This is a genomic window from Bradyrhizobium sp. BR2003, assembly GCF_009720285.1.
Lineage (GTDB): Bacteria > Pseudomonadota > Alphaproteobacteria > Rhizobiales > Xanthobacteraceae > Bradyrhizobium > Bradyrhizobium elkanii.
In genome coordinates, this window is sequence record NZ_SMYJ01000017.1 from 1 (window position 1) to 24,853 (window position 24,853).

General features: G+C 64.6%; 23 protein-coding genes and 1 pseudogene. 12 read left to right on the plus strand and 12 right to left on the minus strand.

Going from position 1 to position 24,853, the window contains the following annotated elements; genetic code table 11:
- Together E2I15_RS11555 and E2I15_RS11560 are read right to left on the minus strand one after the other, a co-directional pair.
- The coding region (locus E2I15_RS11555; protein WP_155262329.1) for a VOC family protein at positions 1-654 on the minus strand (654 nt) is incomplete at its 3' end.
- A 180-nt stretch (positions 655-834) separates the two neighbouring features.
- A pseudogene (locus E2I15_RS11560) lies at positions 835-2,625 on the minus strand (putative bifunctional diguanylate cyclase/phosphodiesterase); the annotation flags it as partial.
- Between the two features lie 493 nt (positions 2,626-3,118).
- Here E2I15_RS11560 and E2I15_RS11565 point away from each other — a divergent pair.
- The 3 genes from E2I15_RS11565 to E2I15_RS11575 all read left to right on the plus strand — a co-directional run bounded on the left by E2I15_RS11565 (position 3,119) and on the right by E2I15_RS11575 (position 6,065).
- Complete coding sequence (locus tag E2I15_RS11565) at positions 3,119-4,867, plus strand: ATP-binding protein (protein WP_137479616.1); 1,749 nt, start codon at positions 3,119-3,121, stop codon at positions 4,865-4,867.
- 98 nt (positions 4,868-4,965) lie between these two features.
- Positions 4,966-5,544, plus strand: coding sequence for a peroxidase-related enzyme (locus tag E2I15_RS11570; RefSeq protein WP_137479615.1), 579 nt, complete (start codon positions 4,966-4,968; stop codon positions 5,542-5,544).
- Positions 5,545-5,552: 8 nt separating this feature from the next.
- The gene (locus E2I15_RS11575; RefSeq protein WP_137479614.1) at positions 5,553-6,065 is read left to right on the plus strand and encodes an MgtC/SapB family protein; all 513 of its coding nucleotides are present in this window, start codon (positions 5,553-5,555) and stop codon (positions 6,063-6,065) included.
- Here the strand turns inward: E2I15_RS11575 and E2I15_RS11580 are convergent.
- Positions 6,026-6,652, minus strand: a complete 627-nt coding sequence (locus E2I15_RS11580) for a ParB-like protein (protein WP_137479613.1) — start codon at positions 6,650-6,652, stop codon at positions 6,026-6,028. The genes E2I15_RS11575 and E2I15_RS11580 overlap by 40 nt on opposite strands.
- Before the next feature lie 421 nt (positions 6,653-7,073).
- Between E2I15_RS11580 and E2I15_RS11585 the strand changes: the two genes are divergently transcribed.
- From E2I15_RS11585 to E2I15_RS11610, 6 genes are all read left to right on the plus strand, one after another.
- The gene (locus E2I15_RS11585; protein ID WP_137479781.1) at positions 7,074-7,415 is read left to right on the plus strand and encodes a hypothetical protein; all 342 of its coding nucleotides are present in this window, start codon (positions 7,074-7,076) and stop codon (positions 7,413-7,415) included.
- Between the two features lie 181 nt (positions 7,416-7,596).
- Entirely contained in the window at positions 7,597-7,896 is a 300-nt protein-coding gene (locus tag E2I15_RS11590) for an acyl carrier protein (RefSeq protein ID WP_024582229.1), read from the plus strand.
- Between the two features lie 9 nt (positions 7,897-7,905).
- Positions 7,906-8,382 (plus strand): 3-hydroxyacyl-ACP dehydratase FabZ family protein, encoded by a 477-nt coding sequence (locus E2I15_RS11595; protein WP_137479612.1) that lies wholly within the window; start codon positions 7,906-7,908, stop codon positions 8,380-8,382.
- On the plus strand, positions 8,375-9,559 hold the full coding sequence (locus E2I15_RS11600; RefSeq protein ID WP_137479611.1) for a beta-ketoacyl-ACP synthase: 1,185 nt from the start codon (positions 8,375-8,377) through the stop codon (positions 9,557-9,559). The genes E2I15_RS11595 and E2I15_RS11600 overlap by 8 nt, the downstream gene beginning before the upstream one ends.
- 27 nt (positions 9,560-9,586) lie before the next feature.
- Positions 9,587-10,864 (plus strand): beta-ketoacyl-ACP synthase, encoded by a 1,278-nt coding sequence (locus E2I15_RS11605; protein WP_137479610.1) that lies wholly within the window; start codon positions 9,587-9,589, stop codon positions 10,862-10,864.
- 17 nt (positions 10,865-10,881) lie between these two features.
- Entirely contained in the window at positions 10,882-11,817 is a 936-nt protein-coding gene (locus tag E2I15_RS11610; RefSeq protein WP_137479609.1) for a lipid A biosynthesis lauroyl acyltransferase, read from the plus strand.
- 141 nt (positions 11,818-11,958) lie between these two features.
- On the opposite strand, the gene E2I15_RS11615 is transcribed toward E2I15_RS11610, so the two are convergent.
- The 7 genes from E2I15_RS11615 to E2I15_RS11645 form a co-directional block, all read right to left on the minus strand.
- On the minus strand, positions 11,959-13,068 hold the full coding sequence (locus tag E2I15_RS11615) for a polyamine ABC transporter substrate-binding protein (RefSeq protein WP_137479608.1): 1,110 nt from the start codon (positions 13,066-13,068) through the stop codon (positions 11,959-11,961).
- Positions 13,069-13,074: 6 nt separating this feature from the next.
- Positions 13,075-14,244, minus strand: a complete 1,170-nt coding sequence (locus E2I15_RS11620) for an aminotransferase (protein WP_155262332.1) — start codon at positions 14,242-14,244, stop codon at positions 13,075-13,077.
- Positions 14,245-14,252: 8 nt separating this feature from the next.
- A complete protein-coding gene (locus tag E2I15_RS11625; RefSeq protein WP_137479606.1) occupies positions 14,253-14,582 on the minus strand; it encodes a rhodanese-like domain-containing protein in 330 nt (109 codons plus the stop codon).
- Between the two features lie 137 nt (positions 14,583-14,719).
- Positions 14,720-16,645 carry a potassium transporter Kup gene (locus tag E2I15_RS11630; RefSeq protein WP_137479605.1) on the minus strand — a complete coding sequence of 642 codons (1,926 nt, stop codon included), beginning with the start codon at positions 16,643-16,645 and terminating at the stop codon, positions 14,720-14,722.
- A gap of 153 nt (positions 16,646-16,798) precedes the next feature.
- Positions 16,799-18,697 carry a potassium transporter Kup gene (locus E2I15_RS11635; RefSeq protein ID WP_137479604.1) on the minus strand — a complete coding sequence of 633 codons (1,899 nt, stop codon included), beginning with the start codon at positions 18,695-18,697 and terminating at the stop codon, positions 16,799-16,801.
- A 112-nt stretch (positions 18,698-18,809) separates the two neighbouring features.
- A complete protein-coding gene (locus tag E2I15_RS11640; RefSeq protein WP_028334286.1) occupies positions 18,810-19,640 on the minus strand; it encodes an OmpA/MotB family protein in 831 nt (276 codons plus the stop codon).
- A 28-nt stretch (positions 19,641-19,668) separates the two neighbouring features.
- Positions 19,669-20,442 (minus strand): motility protein A, encoded by a 774-nt coding sequence (locus E2I15_RS11645; protein WP_016848416.1) that lies wholly within the window; start codon positions 20,440-20,442, stop codon positions 19,669-19,671.
- Between the two features lie 374 nt (positions 20,443-20,816).
- Here E2I15_RS11645 and E2I15_RS11655 point away from each other — a divergent pair, with 374 nt between their 5' ends.
- Both E2I15_RS11655 and E2I15_RS11660 read left to right on the plus strand, forming a co-directional pair.
- Entirely contained in the window at positions 20,817-21,797 is a 981-nt protein-coding gene (locus E2I15_RS11655) for an NADPH:quinone oxidoreductase family protein (RefSeq protein WP_137479602.1), read from the plus strand.
- Positions 21,798-22,605: 808 nt separating this feature from the next.
- A complete protein-coding gene (locus tag E2I15_RS11660) occupies positions 22,606-22,794 on the plus strand; it encodes a hypothetical protein (protein WP_137479601.1) in 189 nt (62 codons plus the stop codon).
- On the opposite strand, the gene E2I15_RS11665 is transcribed toward E2I15_RS11660, so the two are convergent.
- Positions 22,787-23,134: a hypothetical protein gene (locus E2I15_RS11665; protein ID WP_246729384.1), complete on the minus strand. Its 348-nt coding sequence runs from the start codon at positions 23,132-23,134 to the stop codon at positions 22,787-22,789. The genes E2I15_RS11660 and E2I15_RS11665 overlap by 8 nt on opposite strands.
- A 186-nt stretch (positions 23,135-23,320) precedes the next feature.
- Between E2I15_RS11665 and E2I15_RS11670 the strand changes: the two genes are divergently transcribed.
- Positions 23,321-23,554: a hypothetical protein gene (locus E2I15_RS11670; protein ID WP_137479600.1), complete on the plus strand. Its 234-nt coding sequence runs from the start codon at positions 23,321-23,323 to the stop codon at positions 23,552-23,554.
- Positions 23,555-23,574: 20 nt separating this feature from the next.
- Here E2I15_RS11670 and E2I15_RS11675 read toward each other — a convergent pair whose 3' ends face one another.
- Entirely contained in the window at positions 23,575-24,846 is a 1,272-nt protein-coding gene (locus E2I15_RS11675; protein WP_137479599.1) for an NAD(P)/FAD-dependent oxidoreductase, read from the minus strand.
- Positions 24,847-24,853: the final 7 nt, after the last annotated feature.

Sequence of the window (24,853 nt, forward strand, 5' to 3'; positions counted from 1 at the left end):
GTGAAACCGGCCGCGCTTGCCGTAATGGTCGCGCGTATAGGCCAAGTCGTAGCTCTTGTTCGACATCGTCATCCACATCGCGGCTTCCGTACCGTCGTTGAGCACGATCTGCTCGGTGGTGCGGCAGCCGAGGTAGTCTTCGAAGAATAGACGGTTGGCCTTGATATCGACAGCGAGGCAATTGAGATGATCGAGCCTGCGGACATTGACGCCGCGCGCCGGAAAGCGCTGCGCCTGGTTTTTCAGCGCGGGCTTCAGCTCGGACGGCGCCTCGTACCACTCGGTCTCGTAATAGAGCTCGATGACATGGCCGTCGGGATCGCGGCAGCGGAATGCCGGCCCCTGCCCCATGTCACCATCGATCCAGCCGATATCGAAGCCCGAGCCCTTCAGCGCGGCAATACGGCGTTCGAGCGCCTGCGGGCTGCGCGCCCGCAGCGCCATGTGCTCCATTCCTGAAGTCTTCGATGCCGTCAGCTTCAGCGAATAGCGCTCGTAATCATCCCAGCCGCGCAGATAGACCGACTCGCCCTTGCGGCCGCTGACGGTCATGCCCATGACGTCGACGAAGAATTTCAGGCTCTCGTCCGGCTTCGGCGTCAAAAGCTCCAAGTGCCCGAGATGCGCGAGATCGAAGATCGGTTCCGGCTGCATGGACGGTCTCCCTCCGCGACGACGCCGGATCGCCGGCTTGCGGCTGGAGGTGAGCGGCGCGTCGATTTGTACTAGTGTACAAATGGTTAGGTCCCGTCAACAAATGATTGGCGACGGCAATTGCGCTCGCACGGCATTCCGTAGCCGGAATCACCTCGTGAAAGCGGTCGAGGCAGGCGGTCAGGCGACCGAGACGGCCGTCTCGCGATGTGACGACAGCAGCTTGCGGATGTCAGCCGATGAGACCGGCCGGCTGAACAGATAGCCCTGCATCTCGGTGCAACCGAGGATGCGCAGCAGGTTGCGCTGCTGCTCGGTCTCGACGCCCTCCGCGGTCGTGGTCATGTCGCTGGCGGCGGCGATGTTGACGACGGCCTGGACGATCGTGGACGACGCGCCGGTCCCGGCGAGATCCTTGATGAAGGCGCGGTCGATCTTGATCTTGTCGAACGGGAAGCGCTGCAGATAGCTCAGCGAGGAATAGCCGGTGCCGAAATCGTCGAGCGCGATACGGACGCCGAGTTCGCGCAGCTGATGCAGGATATCGAGCGCAGCCTCGTCGTCGCGGATCAGCACCGCCTCGGTGATCTCCAGCTCGAGCCGCGAAGGTGCAAGCCCTGTCGCGGCGAGCGCGGCGGCGACGTTGAGTGCCAGTGTCTGGCTCTTGAACTGGATCGGAGACACATTGACCGCGACATGAACGTGCTCCGGCCAGTTCATCGCCTCGCGGCACGCGGTGTTGAGCACCCAGTGACCGAGATCGTTGATCAGGCCGGTGTCCTCGGCGATCGGGATGAAATCCGCCGGCGAGATGGTGCCGCGTTCCGGATGACGCCAGCGCACCAGCGCCTCGCAGCAACTGACCTGGCCCTCCTCGAGATGGAGCAACGGCTGATAATGCAGCTCGAAGCTGCCGTCGGCGATCGCCTGGCGCAGCTCGAGCTCGAGGCTGCGCCGCGCCTTGGCGCGTGCGTCCATGCCGACCTCGAAGAACCGGTAGGTGCGGCGGCCGTCGCTCTTGGCTCCGTAGAGCGCGAGGTCCGCATTGCGCAGCAATTGATCGATGTCGAGGCCGTCGGCGGGCGCAACGGCGATGCCGATGCTGGCGTCGGTGGTGATCAAATGCCCGCTGCAGTCGATCGGCCGGCGGATCGCCTGATAGATAGCAGCGAGGAGCTGCATGGTCTCGGTCTGATCGCGGACGACGGTCTGGATCACGGCAAACTCGTCACCGCCGAGCCTCGCCGCGACGTCGGTGTCCCCGACGCAACCGCGCAGGCGGTCGGCGATCGCCCTGAGCAATTCGTCGCCGATCTGATGGCCGAGCGCGTCGTTGACGGCCTTGAACTCGTCGATGTCGATATACATGACCGCGAGCTGCTGATCCGGCCGGATCGCCTTCAGCGCCCGCTCCAGGCGCTCGCGGAACAGCACCCGGTTCGGCAGGTCGGTCAGCGCATCATAATGCGCCATGTGGGCGATCTTGTTCTCGGTCCGCGTGCGCTCCGTGATGTCCTGGATGGTCGCCACCCAGCCGCCTTCCGGCAGCGGCTTGTTGACGATCTCGATCGCGCGCCCGCCCGGCGCCTGCGTCAGCTGACGCGTGGCGCGGCCAAGCTTCACGTTGCCGATAATGGCGTCGCAGAAGTCGTCGACATCGCCGTCGAACGAGCCCGTCTCCTGCCTGTGCGCGATCAGGCGGTGCATGGTGCAGCCGGGCCTGGCGACGTCGGGCGAAAGCCCGAACATCTCGATGTAGGGACGGTTGCAGATGATGATGCGCGCCGACGCATCGTAGAGCACGAGCCCCTGCGGAATGTTGTTCACGGCGGTCATGAGATTGCGACGTTCGGTGGCGAGCCGCTCGTCGGAGATTTCGTGCCGCTTGAGCAACAGGAAGACGATCACGGCCATGATCGCGAATGCCGCCATCAGCAGGCCTTCGCGCTCGCTCCATTGCGCGGTCGCGCTTCCGAGCAGGCTGCCGACCAACAGGCCGGCACAGAACGCCAGCCCCTTGGTCGAGCCGGCGTCGGCATGTCCTGAATTGCGGTGTTCGATGCGCACGCTGATCTCTCCCGGGCGCGGCATCGTTACGCAGCACAAATGGAAAGGTCGTTACAACTCGCAGTTAGCAATCGGTTACGCGATACCGGGCGACAGCGCATGACGAATCGCGCCCAATTCCCCGCGAACCTACGGAGCTGCCGATGCACTCCTTGGAGATGGTGAATCCCGCGTTAACGGAAAAATCGGGAAACAAACGCGGCTGTGCCGGAAAGCGACGATTCCGCCGCCGATGCACACGAGGGGGCGTCATCTCGCGGCACGATAGAAACAAATCGTCACCGGGAAGGTGTAGATTTAGCGGATGCGGAACCCCGGCGATTTAACGGTTTTTCCAATCCCGGGCGGGCATATTGGTCCGGACATTTAGATTTTGAGAACGAGCCAGGCTGGAACTGTGACACCCTTCGGACGTGTGATCTCTGTGCGCGGCTCGCAGGCCCGGGTTGGGCTGCTGGCGGGCGGCCAGATGCAACTTTCAGAGATGCGAGCGACCGTCGGCCGGTTCGTCAGTATCCGCTGCGCGAGTTCGGTCATCGTCGCCATGATCACCGAAGTGACGTGCGAGAACCTGCCGGCGTCCGACGAATACATGGCGACCGCCTCGGTCGACCTGCTGGGTGAGATCCTGGGCGGCGACCGCCCGAAATTCCAGCGCGGCGTCACCCATTATCCGACCATCGGCGACAGCACCGATCTGATCACGAACCAGGAGCTGCGCACGGTCTATGCGCCGAGCGGCTCGGACCAGATCAATGTCGGCACGCTGCAGCAGGATCGTTCTGTGATCGCCTATGTCGACGTCGAGGAGATGCTGTCCAAGCACTTCGCGGTGCTCGGCTCGACCGGCGTCGGCAAATCGACCGGCGTGTCGCTGCTGCTCAACGAGATCCTGAAGTCGCGGCCGAACCTGCGCATCTTCCTGCTCGACGTACACAACGAATATGGCCGCTGCTTCGGCGAGCGCGCTCAGGTGCTCAACCCGCGAAACCTGAAGCTGCCGTTCTGGCTGTTCAACTTCGAAGAGATCGTCGACGTGCTGTTCGGCGGCCGGCCCGGCGTGCCCGAGGAGCTCGACATCCTCGCCGAAGTGATTCCGATGGCGAAGGGCATCTACACCCAGTACCAGAACTCCGACCGGGTCGGTCTCGGGCTGAAGCGCATCGATCCCAAGCAGGTCGGCTACACCGTCGATACGCCGGTGCCCTATCGGCTGGTCGACCTGATCTCGCTGATCGACGAGCGCATGGGCAAGCTGGAGAACCGCTCCTCGCGCATCATCTATCACAAGCTGATCTCGCGGATCGACGCGGTGCGCAACGATCCGCGCTATGCCTTCATGTTCGACAATGCCAATGTCGGCGGCGATACCATGGCCGAGGTGATCAGCCATCTGTTCCGCCTGCCCGCCAACGGCAAGCCGATGACCATCATGCAGCTCGCCGGCTTCCCCGCCGAAGTCGTCGATTCCGTGGTGTCGGTGCTGTGCCGCATGGCGTTCGATTTCGGGCTGTGGAGCGACGGCGTCTCGCCGATGCTGTTCGTCTGCGAGGAAGCGCACCGCTACGCCTCCGCCGACCGCAATATCGGCTTCGGGCCGACCCGCAAGGCGGTGTCGCGCATTGCCAAGGAAGGCCGCAAATACGGCGTCTATCTCGGCCTAATCACCCAGCGTCCGGCCGAGCTCGACGCGACCATCATCTCCCAGTGCAACACGCTGTTCACGATGCGCCTCGCCAACGACCGCGACCAGGCGCTGCTGCGCTCCGCGGTCTCGGACGCCGCCGCCAACCTGCTGTCCTTCGTGCCCTCGCTCGGCACCCGCGAGGTGCTGGCGTTCGGCGAAGGCGTGGCGCTGCCGACCCGGCTGCGCTTCAAGGAGGTGCCGCCGCACCAGCTGCCGCGCGGCGAGGCCACCATTGCCACGGTACCGTCGGTCACCGCCGGCCATGACATGCATTTCGTCAGCGCCGTGCTGGAGCGCTGGCGAGGCGCCACCTCGCATCGCGACAGCCCGAGCGGCGACGCCAACTTCAACTCTCCGGCGCCGGCGCGCACCATGGCACCGGCCGAGGCGCCGATGCTGCAGCCCTCGCTCGGCCTCGATCCGGACCGCTTCTCGCTGCTGAAGAAGCCGCTGCGTTGACGTCAGTGCCGCAGGGTGCCGATGCGCCTTGCGCCCGACCCGTCATCGACTATGGTCTCGCGTGATGCCGCATCCCGGCGGCACGCCGGAACCATCTCATGACGCAGCAGACCGCAAAACGTTTCCCGACGCCCGCCCTCGACAAGCTTCCCGAGGACATCCGCGCCCGCATCCTGGCGGTGCAGGAGAAATCCGGCTTCGTGCCGAACGTCTTCCTCACCCTGGCCTATCGCCCCGACGAGTTTCGCGCCTTCTTCGCCTATCACGACGCGCTGATGGAAAAGGACTCCGGCCTCTCCAAGGCCGAGCGCGAGATGATCGTGGTGGCGACCAGCGCCGCCAACCAGTGCCAGTATTGCGTGATCGCCCACGGCGCGATCCTGCGCATCCGCGCCAAGAATCCCGAGATCGCCGACCAGATCGCGGTCAACTACCGCAAGGCCGACATCACGCCGCGGCAGCGCGCGATGCTCGACTTCGCCATGAAGGTGAGCCGCGCTGCCGAGGAAGTCTCGGAGACGGACTTCGCCGCGCTTGCCGCCCACGGCTTCAGCGACGACGACGTCTGGGACATCGCCGCGGTTGCGGCGTTCTTCGCGCTGTCGAACCGGCTCGCCAACGTCACCGGCATGCGGCCGAACGGCGAGTTCTACATGCTCGGCCGGCAGTCGAAATAGAGGACGACTTGGCGGACTGGAGCGAGATCATCCTGCGTCTCGGCGCCGCCACCCTTGCCGGTGGCGCGATCGGGCTCGACCGCGACCTGCGCGGCAAGCCGATCGGCCTGAAGACGCTCGGTCTCGTCAGCCTCTCGACGGCCACGGTGGTGCTGCTGGCGCTGCAGGCGGTCGAGCCCGGAACGTTCACCGATGCGGTGAGCCGCGTGATCCAGGGCGTGCTGACCGGCATCGGCTTTCTCGGCGCCGGCGTGATCGTCCGGCGGGGCGACCAATATCACGTCCACGGCCTGACCAGCGCCGCATGCGCGTTCTTCGCCGCATGCGTCGGGATCGTCTGCGGCGCCGGACACTGGCCGATCGTCCTCACCGCCCTCGCGCTGGCATTCCTGCTGCTGACCTTCGGCAAGCGGACCGAGCGGTGGCTGCACCACGCGCTCGGTGGCAGGGAGGATCCGCACAGGCCGGAGGCCGCGGCAGATCAGTCATCGGATGCCGGCCCGCACCAGCCGGGCAAATAGACCGCGTCCTTGCTGCGGCCGAGCGCCAGTCCCTTCTCCAGCGCCTTGGCGAAATTGTTCTCCACCGTCTTGCGCGGGATGTGGCGGCGCAGGAAATCGGCCCACAGGAATTCGCTGAACGGCGTCGTGTCCTTGGCAAAACCGCCCGCCCGGCGCATCTCGCCGGCGAGGCTGCGGAACGGATCGTCCCTGAGATCCTTGATCGATTTCGGAATGTCCTTGAAGTGGCGGCGCTCGCCCTTGGAATCGTAGGGATAGACCCAGCGCTTGTTGTCCATCACGCCCCAGAACACGTCACGCTCGACCATCGTGAGATCGCCGATCACCGTGACCAGAATGTCCTTGACGCCCTCGTCGTGCAGCGCCCGCGCCATGTGATGGTGATCGATCACGTAGTAGCGATCGTCGGGACCATGGACGACCGGGATCATGTGCTTGCCCAGCAGCTCAGCGCGCTTCTTGTCCGACCTGTGCTCGCGCCAGCGCTTCCGCTTCTCCTTCACCTCCTGCATGCCGACCGTCATCTGGGTCGGCCGCAGCGACAGGATCGGGACCGGTTTGACGTAAGGCTCGCGCGTGTGGGCCATGATTCATGCTCCCTTTTGACCGGCACTCCCGAACGGGTTCCACTATGTCATGAGCCCGCAGGCGGGTGAAAGAGTCCGGTGTGTCGGAATGGCTTCACGAAGCGGTGGGGCCGACGGCCGGATGGTTCGGCCTCGGTTGTCAATGCGCAGGCTGCCAATGCCCGGCGTGCAGCTTCAACCTCCGTGCCGGCGTTGCAGCGCAAACTGTGCATGCGCGAAGGTCGAACGAATGTGTCGACATCGGCCTGGTCATCGCAATGCCGAACATCCCGCGCGCCGCCGCGCAGCAGTCGCCTCGACGGCAAGCCAGTTCCTGGAGGCGATCGAAGCATGAATACCACCTCTGCGCGCACCAAGATTTTAGGTGTGAAGTGCAGCGAACATGCTAAACATAACCGGCGACGCGACCGGACTGACAACAGTGAAGACGCAGCGGCCAATTTCCTCGGATGACGAGCACGTGGTGCTCAAATTCCGGCCGCGTACCTCGGCGCAGCCGCCCGGCAAGCGCGAGGGGCCGCTCCGATCGACTCGCCCGGCTTCCGTTGCGAACGATCTCTCTCGCTATGAGAAGCCGCGCGAGGAGCCGGACGATTTCCGCCAGCGCATGCTCGCCAACATCGCCGCCTTCGCCTTCACGGTGGCGCTCACCGCGATCGGCATCTGGCTTGCCATGAGCATCGCCGATCTGCGCAAGACCCAGGATTGCGTGCTGATGGGCCGCCGGGATTGCGCGAAGATTACGGTGATGCCGCGCGGCTAAGCTGGCCGGAACCCTGCCCAAAAACCGTCCTTGCGAGGCTGGCCAAGCTCCATTGAACTAACGGCCCCGCTCCGATATACGGGCACACGACTCCGGCACCAGCAATCGGGCATTCCGGGGCAATGCGCCCGCCTCCTCTGAGCCGACCCGGAATTACCTTCAATATATCAAAGGCTTAATGATGTCTTCCACATTCGAGCAGATCGCCAACATTATCGCGGAGACCTGCGACATCCCGCGCGACACGATCAAGCCGGAGAGCCACGCGATCGACGATCTGGGGATCGACAGCCTCGACTTCCTCGACATCGCGTTTGCCATCGACAAGGCCTTTGGGATCAAGATGCCGCTCGAAAAGTGGACCCAGGAGGTCAACGACGGCAAGGCCACGACGGAGCAGTATTTCGTGTTGAAGAATCTCGCCGACCGCATCGACGAGCTGGTTGCAGCCAAGAACGCGGGCACGGGCACGGGCTCGTAATCGCCCATCATGCAGCTCGAGATCTTTCAGCTGATCGATCGGATCGTCGACCTCAACCTCGACGCAAGGACCATTGTCGTCGAGGCGGAGGTCCCGCCCGACAGCCATTCGGTGTTCGCGGGGCACTTCCCGGGCTATCCGATCATGCCCGGCGTGCTGCTGACCGAAGCAATGGCCCAGAGTTCGGGCTGGCTGATCCTCGGTCTGACCAAGTTCGAGCGCATGCCCTTCCTCGCCATGGTCAAGGAAGCCAAGATGCGCGGCTTCGTCAGCCCCGGTTCGCTCCTGACCATCGAGGCCAAGATCGAACACGAAGGTTCAGGATTCGCCGTGACCTCGGCGAAGGTTCGCGTCGGCAAGGAGCTCAAGTGCAATGCCGAGCTGACCTTCCGTCATATCCCCTTCCCCAGCCCGGACTTGCGCGTGCACATGGATGCGATGGCCACCAAGATCGGGTTTCCGCAGCAGGCAATGAGCAATGGCTGAGAAGGAAGTCTGGATCACCGGCGTAGGCCTGCTCTCCTCGCTTGGCGAAGGGCTGGATGCGCATTGGGAGGCGCTCGGCGCCCGGCGCGTCAATGCCGACGAGAAGCGTCTCGCGCCATACGTGATCCATCCGATCGCCCCCGTCAGCTTCGACGCCCAGATCCCGAAGAAAGGCGATCAGCGTCAGATGGAGACGTGGCAGCGGATCGGTACCTATGCCGCCGGGCTGGCGCTCGATTCCGCCGGCGTCAAAGGCAATCAGGAAATCCTGTCGCGGATGGACATGATCATCGCAGCCGGTGGCGGCGAGCGTGACCTCAATGTCGACCTGGCGATCATGAACGCCGACGCGCAGGGCAAGCTGCCGCCCGCCCTGCTCAACGAGAAGCTGATGAACGAGCTGCGCCCGACGCTGTTCCTGGCGCAGCTCTCCAACCTGCTCGCCGGCAACATCGCGATCGTTCACGGCGTGTGCGGGACCTCGCGCACCTTCATGGGCGAGGAAGCCTCAAGCATCGACGCGGCACGGATCGCGGTCGCGCGCATCGGGGCCGGCCAGAGTGACATCGCCTTGGTCGGTGCCGCTCATAACGGCGATCGCGGCGACCTCTTGATGCTTTATGCATTCGGCGATCTCGCCCTCAAGGACCAGCATAGCTCGGTCTGGGCCCGCAGGAACAACCCGGGCTTTGCTATCGGCTCCGCCGGCGCCTTCCTGGTGATGGAATCGCGCGAACATGCCGAGGCCCGCGGCGCAAAGCCGTACGCCAAGCTGACCAAGGTGGTCGCCGACCTCGCCCGACGCAAGGAGCCGGGCGCCGTGACGAGATCGCTGCAGGCGTTGTGGCCGCAGCTCGGCGTCAGCGGCGACAACGGTATCCTGATCACGGGCGCGACCGGTGCCGAGCCTGCGACCGCCGAAGAGCGCGCATTCCTCAGCCAGCATGCCGGCTTTGCCGTCCGCGCCACCGGAACGACCTTTGGCCATACCATGGAGGCGCAGTTCCCGCTCGGGCTCGCGCTGGCCGCGCTGTCGATCTCGCGCGGCGCGCTCTATCCGGCCAACGACCCGACCGGGCTGGAGGTTGAAAATACCGAAGCGCCAACCCAGATTGTCGTGTTGGGGGTCGGCCACTGGCAGGGCGAAGGCATGGCACTGGTCGAGGCCGTCAAGTAATTCGGCGCAAGCACCGACGGGGACACCATGACAGCACCACGCGATAAATTCGGCCGACCGATCGTCGTCGTGACCGGCATGGGAATCGTGACGTCGCTCGGCGGCGGCAAGACCGACAATTGGAAGCGCCTCACCGCGGGTGAGTCCGGCATCAAGACCGTGACACGCTTCCCGCTCGACGGCATGAAGACGACGATGGCCGGCGCCGTCGATTTCGTCACCGTCGACCCGTTCTCCTCGACCAGCCTGTCGCAGCGTCTGGCGGAGATCGCGACCGAGGAAGCGCTCGAGCAAGCCGGCATCGGCAGCAGGGGCGACTTTCCAGGCCCGCTGTTCCTGGCAGTCGCACCGATCGAGACCGAGTGGCCGCAGCGGCTCGAAGTCGCGCGCGAGGTTCCGACCAAGGACTTTGGAATCATCGAATACCTGGCGACCTGCAGCGGCGGGAAGTTCGCGCACTTTCACCGACGCTTCACCTTCGGCTCCGTCGCGCTCCACCTCGCCGAGACCTTCGGCACCAAAGGCTCGCCGATTTCGCTGTCGACGGCTTGCGCGTCCGGCGCGACCGCGATCCAGCTCGGCGTCGAGGCGATCCGCCGCGGCGAAACCGATGCAACGCTGTGCGTCGCGACCGACGGCTCGGTGAACCCGGAAGCCATGGTGCGCTTCTCGCTGCTGTCGGCTCTCTCCACCCAGAACGATCCGCCGCAAGCCGCCTCAAAGCCGTTCTCGAAGAACCGCGACGGCTTCGTGATGGCCGAAGGCGCCGGCGCGCTGGTGCTCGAGAGCTACGAGGCCGCGATGGCGCGCGGCGCGCGCATCCTCGGCGTCGTTGCCGGCTGCGGCGAGCTCACCGATTCCTTCCATCGCACCCGCTCGGCCCCGGACGGCAAGCCGGCGATCGGCTGCGTGCGCAAGACACTCGCCGATGCTGGAATGGAGCCCGAGCAAATCGATCATATCAACGCGCACGGGACCTCGACGCCGGAAAACGACAAGATGGAGTATCTTGCGACGTCGGCCGTGTTTGGCGAACATACCAAAAACATTCCGGTGTCGTCGAACAAGTCGATGGTCGGCCACACCATCTCGGCCGCCGGTGCAGTCGAGGCGATCTTCTCGCTGCTCACGCTCGAGCATCAGCGGATTCCGCCGACGATCAACTACGAGGTGCCTGATCCCGCGATCCCGTTCGACGTGGTCGGTAACAAGGCGCGCGATGCCAAGGTGACCGCCGTGATGTCGAACTCGTTCGGGTTCGGCGGGCAGAACGCCTCACTGATCTTGACGCGCGAGCCGGCCTAGCGCCCTCGCCTCATCAGATGAAACGTCTGCTCCTTCGCACCAGGGCGCACCTGCGTGACGCCGCGAAGCCCGTGACCGACGCGGCGATCGGCGGGCTGACGATCGGCCTGCTGCGTACAACGCGCTATTTCGATCCCGAGAAGACCGCAAGGTTCTTCGGCCGCGCCGCCCATTTCATCGGCCGCCGGCTGCGTGAGGATCGCATCGGTCGCGAGAACCTCACGGCCGCCTTCCCGGAAAAGTCACCGGCGGAGATCGAGGAGATCCTGACGGGCGTCTGGCACAACCTCGGACGCATCGGCGCTGAATTCGCGCACATCGACCGCATCTGGGACCACGATCCCCAGAATCCCGACAAGCCGGGTCGCGTCGAATTCTCGGCGCGCAGCAAACAGCTGTTCGACCAGTTGCGTGACGACGGCAAGCCGGCACTGTTCTTCGCCGCACATCTCGGCAACTGGGAGCTCTCTCCAATTGCCGCCGCAGCGCATGGGCTCGACGCCACCATCCTGTTTCGGCGGCCGAACATCGAAGCCGCCGACCGCGCGATCGAGCGCATCCGCGCAGTCAACCTGGGCACACTGGTGCCGGCCGGCCGCGACGCGCCGCTCAAGCTTGCGCAGGCGCTGAAGAACGGCCAGCACGTCGCGATGCTGGTCGATCAGTATTTGACCAACGGCGTCCCCGTCACCTTCTTCGGCCGCAAGACCACGGCTAATCCACTGCTGGCGCGCCTGCGCCGGCAGATCGATTGCCCGATCCACGGCACGCGGATCATCCGCCTGCCCGACGGCCGCTTCCGCGGCGAGGTCACCGAGGAAGTCAAGCCGGTGTTCGACGCATCCGGCCAGATCGATATCCAGGGCACCATGCAGGTGATCACCGACGTCGTCGAGGGCTGGGTCCGTGAGTATCCCGATCAATGGCTCTGGCTGCACCGGCGCTGGCGGTAGGCTCATCCAACTTGTCATTCCGGGGCGATGCGAAGCATCGACCCCTCAGGTGCGCAATTGCGCACCGAGGATCTCGAGATTTCCCGATGCGCAATTGCGCATCTCAGGTCTGGTGCTGACGCACCATCCCGGAATGACGCGTCACTTCCCGGTCTTCACCCTTGTCCACAGGCGGTTGATGATCCGCTGCGTCGCCGGATCGCGCGCGGTGATCACGAACAGTTTCTTCTGCATCGCCTCGTCGGGATAGATGTTCCTGTCGTTGAAGATCTTCGGATCGATCAGCTTCTGGCTCGCCAGATTGCCGTTGGCGTAGGACAGGAAGTTCGAGTTCTTCGCCGCGACCTCGGGACGGTAGAGGTAGTTGATCAGCTCATAGGCCTCTGCGACGTTCTTCGCATCCGACGGAATCGCCAGATTGTCGAAGAACATCTGCGCGCCCTCCTTCGGGATCGTGTAGCCGATCTCGACGCCGGTGTTGGCTTCCGCCGCCCGGCTGCGCGCCTGCATGACGTCGCCCGACCATCCGACCACGAAGCAGATTTCGCCCGAGGCCAGCGCGCTGAGATATTCGGACGAGTGGAATTTGCGCACATAGGGCCGGATCTTGATGACGAGATCGGCGGCCTTCTCGAGGTCGGCCTGCTTGGTCGAGTTCGGATCGAGGCCGAGATAGCTCAGCGCCGCCGGCAGGATGTCGTCGGCGGAATCCAGCATGTGGATGCCGCAATCCTTGAACTTGGCGAGGTTCTCCGGCTTGAACACCATGTCCCAGCTGTCGATCTTCGGGTCGGGACCGAGAATCTTCTCCGCGATCTTGACGTTGTAGCCGATGCCGGTGGTGCCCCACATGTAGTTGGCGCCGTAATTGTTGCCGGGATCGTAGGTGGCAAGTTGGCTCGTCACCACGGGCCATGCGTTGGCGAGGTTCGGCAGCTTCGACTTGTCGAGCTTGAGGAACACCTTCGCGGTAATCTGGCGCTGCAGGAAGTAGCCGGTCGGCACCACGACATCGTAGCCCGACTTGCCGGCGAGCAACCGCGTCTCCAGCGTCTCGTTGGCGTCGAACGTGTCGTAGACGACCTTGATGCCGGTTTCCTTGGTGAAGTCCTCGAGGACTCCCGGCGCCATGTAGTTCGACCAATTGTAGAAGTTGACCGTGCGCTCCTCGGCGTCAGCGGAGGCCGAGAGCAGCAGGACCGTCGCGACCGCGCCGACGAAGCTGACGAGACGACGGTTCTGCTCTCGCATTCTGGTCTACCTCTTGCGGCGGTGGACGGCGTCCGACAACCGCTCCAGCGCGGCGTCGAGCGTCGAGTCCTTCTTGGCGAAACAAAAACGCACGACCGACGTCACCGCATCCTGCTCGTAGAACGCCGACACCGGGATCGCCGCAACCTTGTAGTCCTGCACGATCCGCCAGCAGAACTCCGCATCGGTCTCGTTGAGCCCGAGCGGCGACAGGTCCACGGTGAGGAAGTAGGTCCCCTGCGACTTCAGCACCGGAAAGCCGATGCTCTCCAACCCCTTGGTCAGGCGGTCGCGGCTCCGCGCCATGTCCTTGCGCATGTCGAGGAAATAGCCGTCGGGCTTGCCGAGGCCATATGCCACCGCCGCCTGCAAATTGGGCGCCGTCGTGAAGGTGAGGAACTGGTGCACCTTCGCAGCGACGCGCAGCAACGGCGGCGCGGCGCAGACGAAGCCGATCTTCCATCCGGTCAGCGAGAAGATCTTGCCGGCGCTGCCGACCTTGATGGTGCGGTCGCGCATGCCCGGGATCGTGATCAGCGGGACGTGCTCGCGGCCGTCGAACACCACGTGTTCCCAGACCTCGTCGCAGATCGCGACCACGTCGAATTCCTGGCAGAACCTCGCCAGCAGTTCGAGGTCCTCGCGCGGATAGACCACCGCCGCCGGATTGAGCGGATTGTTGAAGAGCACCGCCTTGGTCTTGTGATTGAAGACGCTGCGCAGCATCTCCTCGCTCAGCCGCCAGTCCGGCGGTTCGAGCCGCAGCAGCCGCGGAATGCCGCCGGCCTGGCGGATGATCGGCAGATAGGAATCATAGACCGGCTGGAAGCACACCACCTCGTCACCGGGCTCGACCACGGAGAGGATCGAGGAGGTCAGCGCCTCGGTGCCGCCGGAGGTGACCATCACCTCGGCCATCGGATCGAGCTCGAGCCCGTGCCAGTGGCCGTAATGCGATGCGATCGCCTGACGGAGCTCCGGGATGCCCATCATCGACGGATATTGATTATAGCCGTTGATCGAGGCGTCCGCGGCGGCGCGGCGGATGTCCTCCGGACCCGGATCGTCGGGAAAGCCCTGGCCGAGATTGATGGCGTTGTTGTCGCGCGCGGCCTGCGACATCGCCTCGAAGATGGTGACAGGAAGGTCCGCGAAGACCTTGTTCATGGAGGTCATGTCAGGGATCAGCCGCCGGTCTTGGTCGGCAGTCCCGCCGCCTTCCAGCCGATGATGCCGCCCGCCAGATGCTTGTCGTAGGGCAGGCCCGCGGCCTGGGCGGCAAGCGAGGCCGTCACCGAGCGCTTGCCGGAACGGCAGGCGAACACCACCTGCTTGCCCTGCGGATCGGGAATCGCCGCCGGATCGAACGTCGACAGCGGCACCACGACGCCCTCGGGATAGGCCTCGACGGCGACCTCATTGGGCTCACGGACGTCGACCAGCAGATAGCGGCCTTCCGCTATGCCCTTCGACACCTCGTCCGGAAACAAATCTTCCACCTTGTGGTCCGCCACGGAAATATCCTCCCGAAATCATCTTTGGCGAGCGTCGCGCGGCTCGCCGTTCCGGGCCGCAAAGTCGCCTCTCGCGCAGAGAAAATCAAGCGTCCGAAACGGGTTAGATGCCACGCCGAAACGCTGGTTCGCAGACCCTAAATCGTGACCTGCGTGCCGACCTCGACCACCCGCCCGGTCGGGATCTGGAAATAGTCGGTGGCGTCGTTCGAGGAGCGGCTCAGCGCGATGAACAGATGGTCCTGCCAACTCGGCATGCCCGAATGCGCCGCCGGCTTCAGCGCACGGCGGGACAGGAAGAACGAGGTCGACATGATGTCGAACTGCCAGCCGAGCTTGCGGGCGATCGCCAGCGTCTTCGGCACGTTCGGCTGTTCCATGAAGCCGAACTTCAGCGTCACCTTGGAGAAGGTCTCGCTGAGTTGCTCCATTCGCACCCGCTCGGACGGATCGATGCGCGGCGTCGGCGCGGTCTCGATGGTCAGGATGACGTTCTTCTCGTGCAGCACCTTGTAGTGCTTGAGGCTGTGCATCAGCGCGGTCGGCGCGCTGACGGGGTCGCTGGTCAGGAACACCGCGGTGCCGGAGACCCGCTGCGGCGGCCGCTTCTCCAGCATCGCGACGAGATCGGCGAGCGGGAATTCCAACTTGCGCGACTTCTCGAACAACAGCCGGCTGCCGCGCCGCCAGGTGTACATCACCACGATCATGGCGCCGCCAAGCGCGAGCGGCACCCAGCCGCCCTCGAACACCTTGAGCAGGTTGGCGGCCAGGAAGGTGATGTCCAGGAACAGGAACGGCGCGACCAGCGCGGCGGCGGCGATCGGCGACCAGCGCCAGACCTTCCAGATCACGACAAAACCCATCATCGCCGTCACCACCATGGTGCCGGTCACCGAGATGCCGTAAGCCGACGCCAGCGCGCTCGAGGAGCGGAACATCAGCACTAGCACGATCACCGCGATGAACAGGAAGCGGTTGATGCGCGGCATGTAGATCTGCCCGGAATGCGCTTCCGAGGTGTGGCGTATCTCGAACCGCGGCAACAGGCCGAGCTGGATCGCCTGCCGCGTCAGCGAATACGCGCCGGTGATGACGGCCTGGCTCGCGATCACGGTCGCCATGGTCGCCAGAGCGACCATCGGGATCAGGGCCCAGTCCGGGAACATCAGGAAGAACGGGTTCTCGATGCCCTTGGGATTGCCGATCAAGAGCGCGCCCTGCCCCAGATAGTTCAGCGCCAGCGACGGCAGCACGATGAACAGCCACGCGGTCTGGATCGGTCGTTTGCCGAAATGGCCGAGGTCGGCATAGAGCGCCTCGGCGCCGGTCACCGCGAGGAAGACCGCACCGAGCGTGATGAAGCCGATCACGCCGTGATGCAGCATGAACGACACCGCGAGGATCGGATTGAACGCGTACAGCACTTCGGGATGCCGCACGATCTGCGGCAGCGCCGCGACCGCGATCAGGGCGAACCACACGCACATCACCGGGCCAAAGAAGGCCGCGACGCGCGCGGTGCCGCGCGACTGCACGGCGAACAGAACGACAAGAATCACCACCGTGAGCGGCACGACATAGGGATCGAATGTCGAGGTGACGAGCTTGATGCCTTCGATTGCCGAAAGCACCGAGAGCGCCGGCGTGATGACGGCGTCGCCATAGAACAGCGCGCCGCTGATGATGCCGAGCAGCACGATCGCGGCGCCGCCCTTGGTCGCCGCACGCTGCGCCAGCGCCATCAGCGCCAGCGTGCCGCCCTCGCCATTGTTGTCGGCGCGCAGCAGGATCACGACGTATTTCAGCGTAACGACGATGATCAGTGCCCAGAGGATCAGCGAGAGCACGCCGAGCACCGCATGCGTCGTCACCGCGCCTTCGCCGCCGGCGGCCGCAACGACGGCTTCGCGCAAGGCGTAGAGCGGGCTGGTGCCGATGTCGCCATAGACGACACCGATGCTGCCGAGCATCAGGGCCTTGAAGGTGGCGGTGGAATGCGCCTCGCCATTGCCGTTTGCCGCCGGCGTTTCCGCCGCGGTGATCGCACTCTCGGATGACATGGGAAGCTGTGCCTCTGTCTTCTGCCGCACCGCACAATGCCGGGTTGCAGCGCTATACTCCCGGCAGGAATGCATAGGTTAGCCCGGATTCAGGTCTCCGCCATGCATGTCACGCATGGATTACCGTCGATCATTTCAGAATCCCGCGCCGGATCAGATAGTTACCTGGGTACCCACTTCAACCACCCGGCCGGTCGGGATCTGGAAATAGTCGGTGGCATCATTGGCGGACCGGCTCATCGCGATGAACAGGTGGTCCTGCCATTGCGGCATCCCGGATTGTGCCGACGGTTTCAGCGATCGGCGCGACACGAAGAACGAGGTCGACATGATGTCGAACTGCCAGCCGAGCTTGCGCGCGACCGCCAGCGCCTTCGGCACGTTGGGCGATTCCATGTAGCCGAAGCGCAGCCGCACCGCGGTGAACTTGTCGCTCACCTTCTCCATGTTGACCCGCTCGGACAGATCGACGCGCGGCGTCGGTGCGGTCTCGATGGTCAGGATCACATTGTGCTCGTGCAGCACCTTGTTGTGCTTGAGATTGTGCAGCAGCGCGGTCGGCACGAAACTCGGGTCGCTGGTCAGGAACACCGCGGTGCCCTTGACGATATGCGGCGGCCGCTTCTCCAGACTGTGGATCAGGTCGCGCAGCGGCACCTCGATGCGTCGGGTCTTGGCGACCAGGATCGCGGCGCCGCGGCGCCAGGTCCAGATCATCGTCGCCATGACGACGCCGAACAGCAGCGGCACCCAGGCGCCCTCGAACAGCTTCAGGAGATTGGCGCTGAAGAAGGTCATGTCGACGATCACGAACGGCAGGATCAAGGCCGCCGCCGACGCCGCACGCCAATTCCACAGCTTCCAGATCACGATGAAGCCCATGATGCCGTCGGCGACCATGGTGGTGGAGACGGCGATACCATAGGCCGACGCCAGCCCGCTCGAGGTGCGGAACAGCAGCACCAGCAGCAGCACGCCGATCAGCAGCAGCCGGTTGACGCGCGGCAGGTAGATCTGACCGGCATGGGTCTCCGAGGTGTAGCGAACCTCGAAGCGCGGCAAGAGCCCGAGCTGCACCGCCTGGCTGATCAGCGAATAGGCGCCGGTGATGACCGCCTGGCTCGCGATTACCGTCGCGGCGGTGGCGAGCCCGACCAGCGGCAGCAGCAGCACGTCGGGCACCATGCGGTAGAACGAGTTCTCGATCGCGCTGGGATCGGACAGCACCAGCGCTCCCTGTCCGAAATAGTTCAGCAGCAGCGAGGGCAGCACGAAGAACAGCCAGCCGGACTGGATCGGCTTGCGGCCGAAATGGCCGAGATCGGCATACAGCGCTTCGCCGCCGGTCACCGCGAGGAACACCGCGCCCAGCGTCACCAGACCGATGGTGCCGTGGGTCAGCATGAACTGGAGCGCGTAATAGGGATTGATTGCCGCCAGCACCGACGGGTCGTCCATGATGTGGACGAGCCCCATTACCGCCAGCGAGGCGAACCACACCACCATCACCGGACCGAAGGCGGAAGCGACGCGCGCGGTGCCAGAGCTCTGCACCGAGAACAGCACGACCAGGATCAGGATCGTCAGCGGCACCACATAGTGCTCGAGATGCGGGGTGGCGAGCTTGAGGCCTTCGACCGCCGACAGCACCGAGATCGCCGGCGTGATCATGGAATCGCCGATGAACATTGAGGCGCCGACCACGCCGAGCGCGAGCAGCGGCCAGCTGCGCCGACCGATCGCGCGCTGGCCGAGCGCCATCAGCGAGAGCGTGCCGCCCTCGCCATTGTTGTCGGCGCGCAGCAGCAGCAGCACGTATTTCGCGGTGACGACGGTGAACAGCGCCCACAGGATCAGGCTGAGCACGCCCAGCACCATAATGCGGGTGACCGGCTGGCCGTGCGCGGCGCCGCCGACCGCCTCACGGAATGCATAGAGCGGCGAAGTTCCGATGTCGCCGAACACCACCCCTATGCTGCCGAGTGTCAGGGCCCAGAAGCTGGAGGTGGGTTGCCCTTCCTGAGCTTCGGTAGATGAGACGCTGACAGCCATGGCGAGGTTGGGACGCCCGATCGGTTGATTTGATGCGCGCGGCTATCGACGCTTCCGCTTCGCGTGTCAACCGCGCAACAGTGGTAGTTGACGGTAGTATGGTAACCCGGAGCTACGGCTTCAGATCCGGCGGCAGTGGCGGATTTTCCCGCATCAACGTGATGGTCACGCGACGGTTGGCCGGCAGCGTCGGATCGTCGGGAAACAGCGGCTGGCCGTCGGCCTTGCCGGAAACCGCGAAAATATGCGACGGCGGCAGCCCTTCCCGCTCCAGGATCTGCCGCACCGCGTTGGCGCGGTCCGCGGACAGGTCGAAGCCGTCATAATCGCTGCGCGCCGGCACGAAGCCTGCGGCCGTATGCCCCACGATCGCGACCCGCAGCGGCGTCGCCTTCAGCGGCGCGGCCAGCTTCTGGATCAGCCGGCGGGTGCGGTCATACGGCTCCCTGGAACCGTCGGCGAACATCGAGCGGCCGTCTTGGTCGACGATCTCGAGGTTGAGCCCCTCCTTGGTCTCCTCGAACATGATGTTCTTGGAGATCTCGGTCAGCTCCGGCATGTCCTGCAGCGCCTGGCGGAGCGAGGCCGAGGCGAGCGCGAATTCGCGGTCGATCTTCAGCCGCGCGCCGTTGATCTGGCTGCGCTCCTTCTCGTCCGGCGTCGGATTGGCCGAAGATTCCTCCGGCGAGATGTGCTCGACGTTCTTCAGCTTCGGCCGGGTCGGCAGGCCGTCGGATTCGACGATGCCGGAATAGCGCACATTGGTCTGCACGCCGAAAGCATCGCGCATCGAGCCGGCGACGATCTTCAGCTTGTTGTTGTCCATGGTGGAGAACGCGACGAGCATCACGAAGAAGCTCATCATCAGGCCCATCAGGTCGGCGAAGGTCACGAACCAGCCGTGACCTCCGGTATGGGCGTCGCCGCGCTTTTTCTTGGCCATCGCTGCGTTTCCCGAAAGCGCGGTCCGGTCAGGCCGGAACCGGCTCGCCTTCCTCCTGGCGATGCTTCTCCGGCAGATAGGCCAGCAGCATCTCGCGCACCAGCGCGGGGCTCTTGGAGTCGCGGATCATCAGGATGCCGTCGATGATCAGCGTGCGGTTGGTCTCCTCGTCGAGCAGCTTGCCATGCAGCTTGTCGGCGATCGGCAGGCAGAACAAATTGGCGACCAGCGCGCCGTACAGCGTCGCGAGCAGCGCGGTCGCCATGAACGGGCCGAGCTTGGAGGGGTCGGTCATGTTGGCGAACATCTGCACCATGCCGATCAGCGTGCCGATCATGCCGAACGCCGGCGCGCAGTCGCCGATCGCGCGGTAGATCTTGCTGCCCTCGTCAAGGTGCATCAGGAAGTTGTCGCGGTCGCGTTCCATGTTGTCGCGGATGAATTCGAGGTCGTAACCGTCGGCGACGTAACGGATGCCCTTGGCGAGGAACGGCTCGTCGGTCTCGACCTTCTCCAGCCCAACCGGGCCCTGCTTGCGGGCGATCTCGGCGATGCGGGCGAGTTCGTCGACGAGGTCGCGGGCCGACAGCCGGCTCATGGTGAAGGCGAATTTGGCGCCGAGCGGCAGGCCGTGCAGCATCACGCCGAGCGGAAAACGGATCATCGTCGCTGCGATCGAGCCGCCGAAGATGATGATCATGGCGTGTTCGGAGATGAACATGTGCAGGTCGCCGCCCATGAACATCATCACCGCGATGACGATGATGCCAGCCAACAGCCCGGCGCCAGTCATGATATCCATAGGAGACTCCAACGCGTACGCAACCTGCCCGTCCTGGACGGCGCGCAGCCCAAGGCGGGCCGCGTGGAAAACCCTAGCGTTAACGCCATTAAGGACGCGTTACCGAATTTGGTAGGGATAACAACGGGTAAACGTCGGCCTTTTCGCGATGTCGTTGAAGATGCTGGCTTTCCGCAAGCGAGCCTGCCGTTGCATGCACAAGACCCCTCCCCGTAGAACAACGGACATGGGATAGGTTTGCCGGAAGCGTTTTCGCACGAACCGGCTACCGGCTCGCGTGAAGAAAACGCGTCAACACAAGAATCCGGAGCCCCGTTCCGATTCAATCGGAACGGAAAAGGCCATCGAGGAAACCAACCAATGAGCAGGACAGGATGAAGGCGGTCGTCGTCGAGCAATACGCACCCATCGATCAGATCGGGCTGAGAGAGATCGGCACCCCCGAACCCGGCCCCGGACAGATCCGAGTCCGGGTCCACGCCGCGAGCATCGGCTTCGTCGATGGGCTGAAGGTCGAGGGCCGCTATCAGACCAAGGATGCCCTGCCCTTCACGCCGGGTGCGGAATTCGCCGGCGTGGTCGATGCGGTCGCAGGCGACGTCGCCGGCATCGCGCCGGGCATGCGGGTGATGGGCGCGGCGCGCTCGGGCGCGCTGGCCGAGCACATCGTGGTGCCGCCCGATGCCGTCGAGATCATGCCCGACGGATTGTCGATGGAGGCCGCCGCAGCCTTTCGCACCAATTACCTCACCGCGCTCTATGCGCTCGGCGAGCGCGGTTCGCTCAAGGCCGGCGAGCAGTTGCTGGTGCTCGGCGCTGCCGGCGGCACCGGCATCGCCGCCATTCAAGTCGGCAAGCTGCTCGGCGCGCGCGTCGTCGCCGCGGCCTCGACGGAGGAGAAGCGCAACTTCGCCGCAAGCTTCGGCGCCGACGCGGTCGTCGACTACACGAAGCCCGACTGGCGCGACGCGCTGAAGGACGCGACCGGCGGCCATGGCCCCGACGTGATCTTCGATCCGGTCGGCGGCGAGGTCTCGCTGCAGGCGTTCCGCTCGATCGCCTGGAACGGCCGCCATGTCGTGGTCGGCTTCGCGGCCGGCAACATCCCCGCGCTGCCGTTCAATCTGCCGCTCCTCAAGGGCGGCCTCCTGATCGGCGTCGACGCCGCCCAGATCGCGCGGCGCGAGCCCGAAGCGCAGGCGCGCGTGATGACGCAATTGTCGGGATGGCTGAACGATGGCCGACTGACGCCGGTTGTCGGCAAGGTGTTCGCATTCGAGGACTTTCGCGCGGCCTTCACAACGATGCAAACCCGTGCGGCGCTCGGCAAGATGGTGGTGCGGATCGGGTCGTGAGAGAGGCAGCGCTATCGCCTTATCCTCGCTGTCGTCCCTGCGAAAGCAGGGATTCATAACCACAGGGTCGAGTTGTTGAAGAAGGCGGTGGCGCCGACGTCGCGCAACAATTCGCATTCGTGGTAATGGGTCCCGGCCTTCGCCCGGACGACGGCGAATGTGTTGCGCGGTCTGTGAGTCAAACAACCGCATTCTCGCGACATGAATCGTCCGAGTCTTGCTCTTCGTTCCGCCCTCTCTTGATCAGAGGGCGCAGGGAAAGCCGGGTGCCGATCGCACCCATGGGTCCCGCGTAGTAAAAAACGCGGGAGGTAGGACCACAGGTGTAACCGGAAACATCCCGGCTTTCCCTGCGCGATGGGCTACGGCTTATACGTGCTCTCCCCGGTGAGACTGGGCTTGCTTGTCACCGTCTTCACAACGCGCATCGCGCAATGCGAAAAGACACCTGCCGCTAGGGCGTCAGGACCACACGACTTCGCCGTCCGCCTCATGCGCGTTCGTCAACTGCGCAATCAGCGTCCACCGCATCTCGACCCACGTTCGTGACGACCGCAAAGCGCCCCTCGATCGGGTGAGACGGACGTATTGAACATCTGAGTTGGGTCCGCCGTCAAGCCAAATTCCGAAAATCAGAACAAATTGATTGAGCCGCAGGGTGGGTGGAGCGAAGCGAAACAAGCCAAGCTTGCCTCAAGGCCCAGAGGATTCGCGAAACGGCGCCAGGGTTCACCAGAATTATCACAGGTTATTGTTGCAAGGTTCCGTGCCGCCTTAGCGTTGCGGAATACGGCATTCGGGGACAAAAATGCAGGACATGCTGACGCATCTCGAAAAGCTTCGCCGCGACGCGGCGGAGTGTGCGTTGATCCGCGACCTGGCGACTGACATGCGAAAGCGCGAGTTGTTCAGCAAGCTCGCCGAACATCTCACGGCCCTTGCCGCCGAGGTGGAGGGGACCATCAACGCCGCACGCAAGGAGGACCAGGTCATCTAGCGAGGCCTACGTCGTCCGTTCGAACGTATCGACACTGGTCGTGACAGCTCGCCACCAGTTCACGGGTCAGGGCCGCCGCTCCCCCCTCGGGATCGCCAGTCGCCGACGAACCGACCGACGAAAATCCGATGCAATTGCCTTGGTGGACGCCGACGATCGCGACCGTCTGGCCGTAGAAGCCGCTATCGGCCAGCGCGGTTCGAAACGTCCCCTCGATGCGACTATCCGCTTCGCTGGTGATCTCGACGATCGAACCGTGGTCCTGGCCCAAGTCCTGGGAGGGCGTGGCAATTTGCCGGATGGAACCAACGTCGCAACGGCGCATTGTCATTTCACCCATCGGTTGACAGGTAATATGCCGCCAGTATCGGTAGACGTGCCGATCCGGTAGCATTGCTGGTTCGCCGAGGAGTCTATTCGCCGCAATGTGTTGTATTTCAGGATTCTTTATCTTGGCACTTCTTGCACATCGAGCATCGAGCAGGACGTCGCGATCGCGCGGGCGGATTACCACCAAAGAGGCGCGATGAAGACCGACAAGGCCATCTGGTACGTCTCGTTCGCCATGCGAAATCCTGACGCCGGACATCACCGTTTCGCGCGCCAGACCCGTACCTTCACGACCGAGCAGGATGCCAAGGCGTTTGCGCGCTCGCTGCTCGTTCAGACGCAGGACATCAGCGCCGGAACGATCAATCCGCACATACCGAGACGCGTGATCGCGCCGGCCGCGATCACGGCCTGGGCCGGCGACAGCTGAGGCTTCGCCGCCGTTGCTTCCTACAGGAAGCGCGAGGGGGCAAACGGGGCGAGCGCAATCTCCGGCGCCTTGCCGCTCAGGAGTTGCGCGACCAGCCGGCCGGTGCGCGCCGATCCGACCAGGCCGACATGGCCGTGGCCGAAGGCGTAAACCACATCGCGCGTCGCACGGGCATAACCGATGCAGGGGCGCCCGTCGGGCATGCTCGGCCGATGGCCGAACCAGGTCTTGATCCGCGCTGGCGGAATATCCCTCGGCAGCTTCGGGAACATGCTGAAGAGATGCTCGCGCAGGATCTCGGCGCGCTTCCAGTTCGGCGCGGCGTCAAGCCCCGCGATCTCCACAGTACCGGCGGCGCGCAGGCCCTTGTCGGTCCAGTTGACGACCATCTTGGCATCGGAGGCCATCATCGAATTGCGCGGGCCGCATTCCGGATTCTCGATCATGACGTGATAGCCGCGCTCGGTCTCCAGCGGCAGCGGATCGCCGATCGACGCGGTCAGTTGCCTGGAGCGCGCGCCCGCGGCGACGACAGCCGCGTCGCAGGCGATCTCGCCGCTCTCGGTGACGACGGCGACCAGCTTGTTGCCGGCAAGCCTGAGGCCCGTGGCCTTGGCGGCGACGCGCTCGGCGCCGTTCGCGATGGCGTGGGCAGCGAGCGCCGCGACATAGGCGCCGGGATCGCGGCAGCGTCCCGCCTCCTCCACCACGACGCCGAATTTGTAGCGCGGATGCAGATCGGGCTCGCGCTGGCGCATCTCATCTTCATCGAGCTCCAGCCATTCGATGCCGACACGCTTGCGGATGCGCCAGCCGAGATCGCGGTCGAACGGCGCGCGCGAGGGAAACACATGCATCACCCCGCGCCGCTCGATCAATTCGCCCACGCCGGCTTCCTCGGCGAGCTGCCGGTGCAGCAGCGGCGCATCCTTCAACAGATCGCGCATCGCCCACGCGGTGGCCTCGACCTGCGCCTCGGTCCGGCTCGACAGCAGATACTTGACGAGCCAGGGCAAGGCCTCCGGCAAATACGACCAGCGAATCGCCAGCGGACCGAGCGGATCCATCAGATAGCCCGGCACCTTCTTCCAGGTGCCCGGCTCGGCCGGGGGGATCACCGAATGCGACGACAGCCAGCCGGCATTGCCGTAGCTCGCCGCCTGGGTGCCGCCGGGCTCGCCCGGATCGATCAAGGTGACGCTGTGGCCCTCACGCAGCGCCTCGATGGCGCTGATCACGCCGACCGCGCCGGCTCCGATGATCGCGACGTGACGGGATTCTTGTTTGGGCATGATCTCC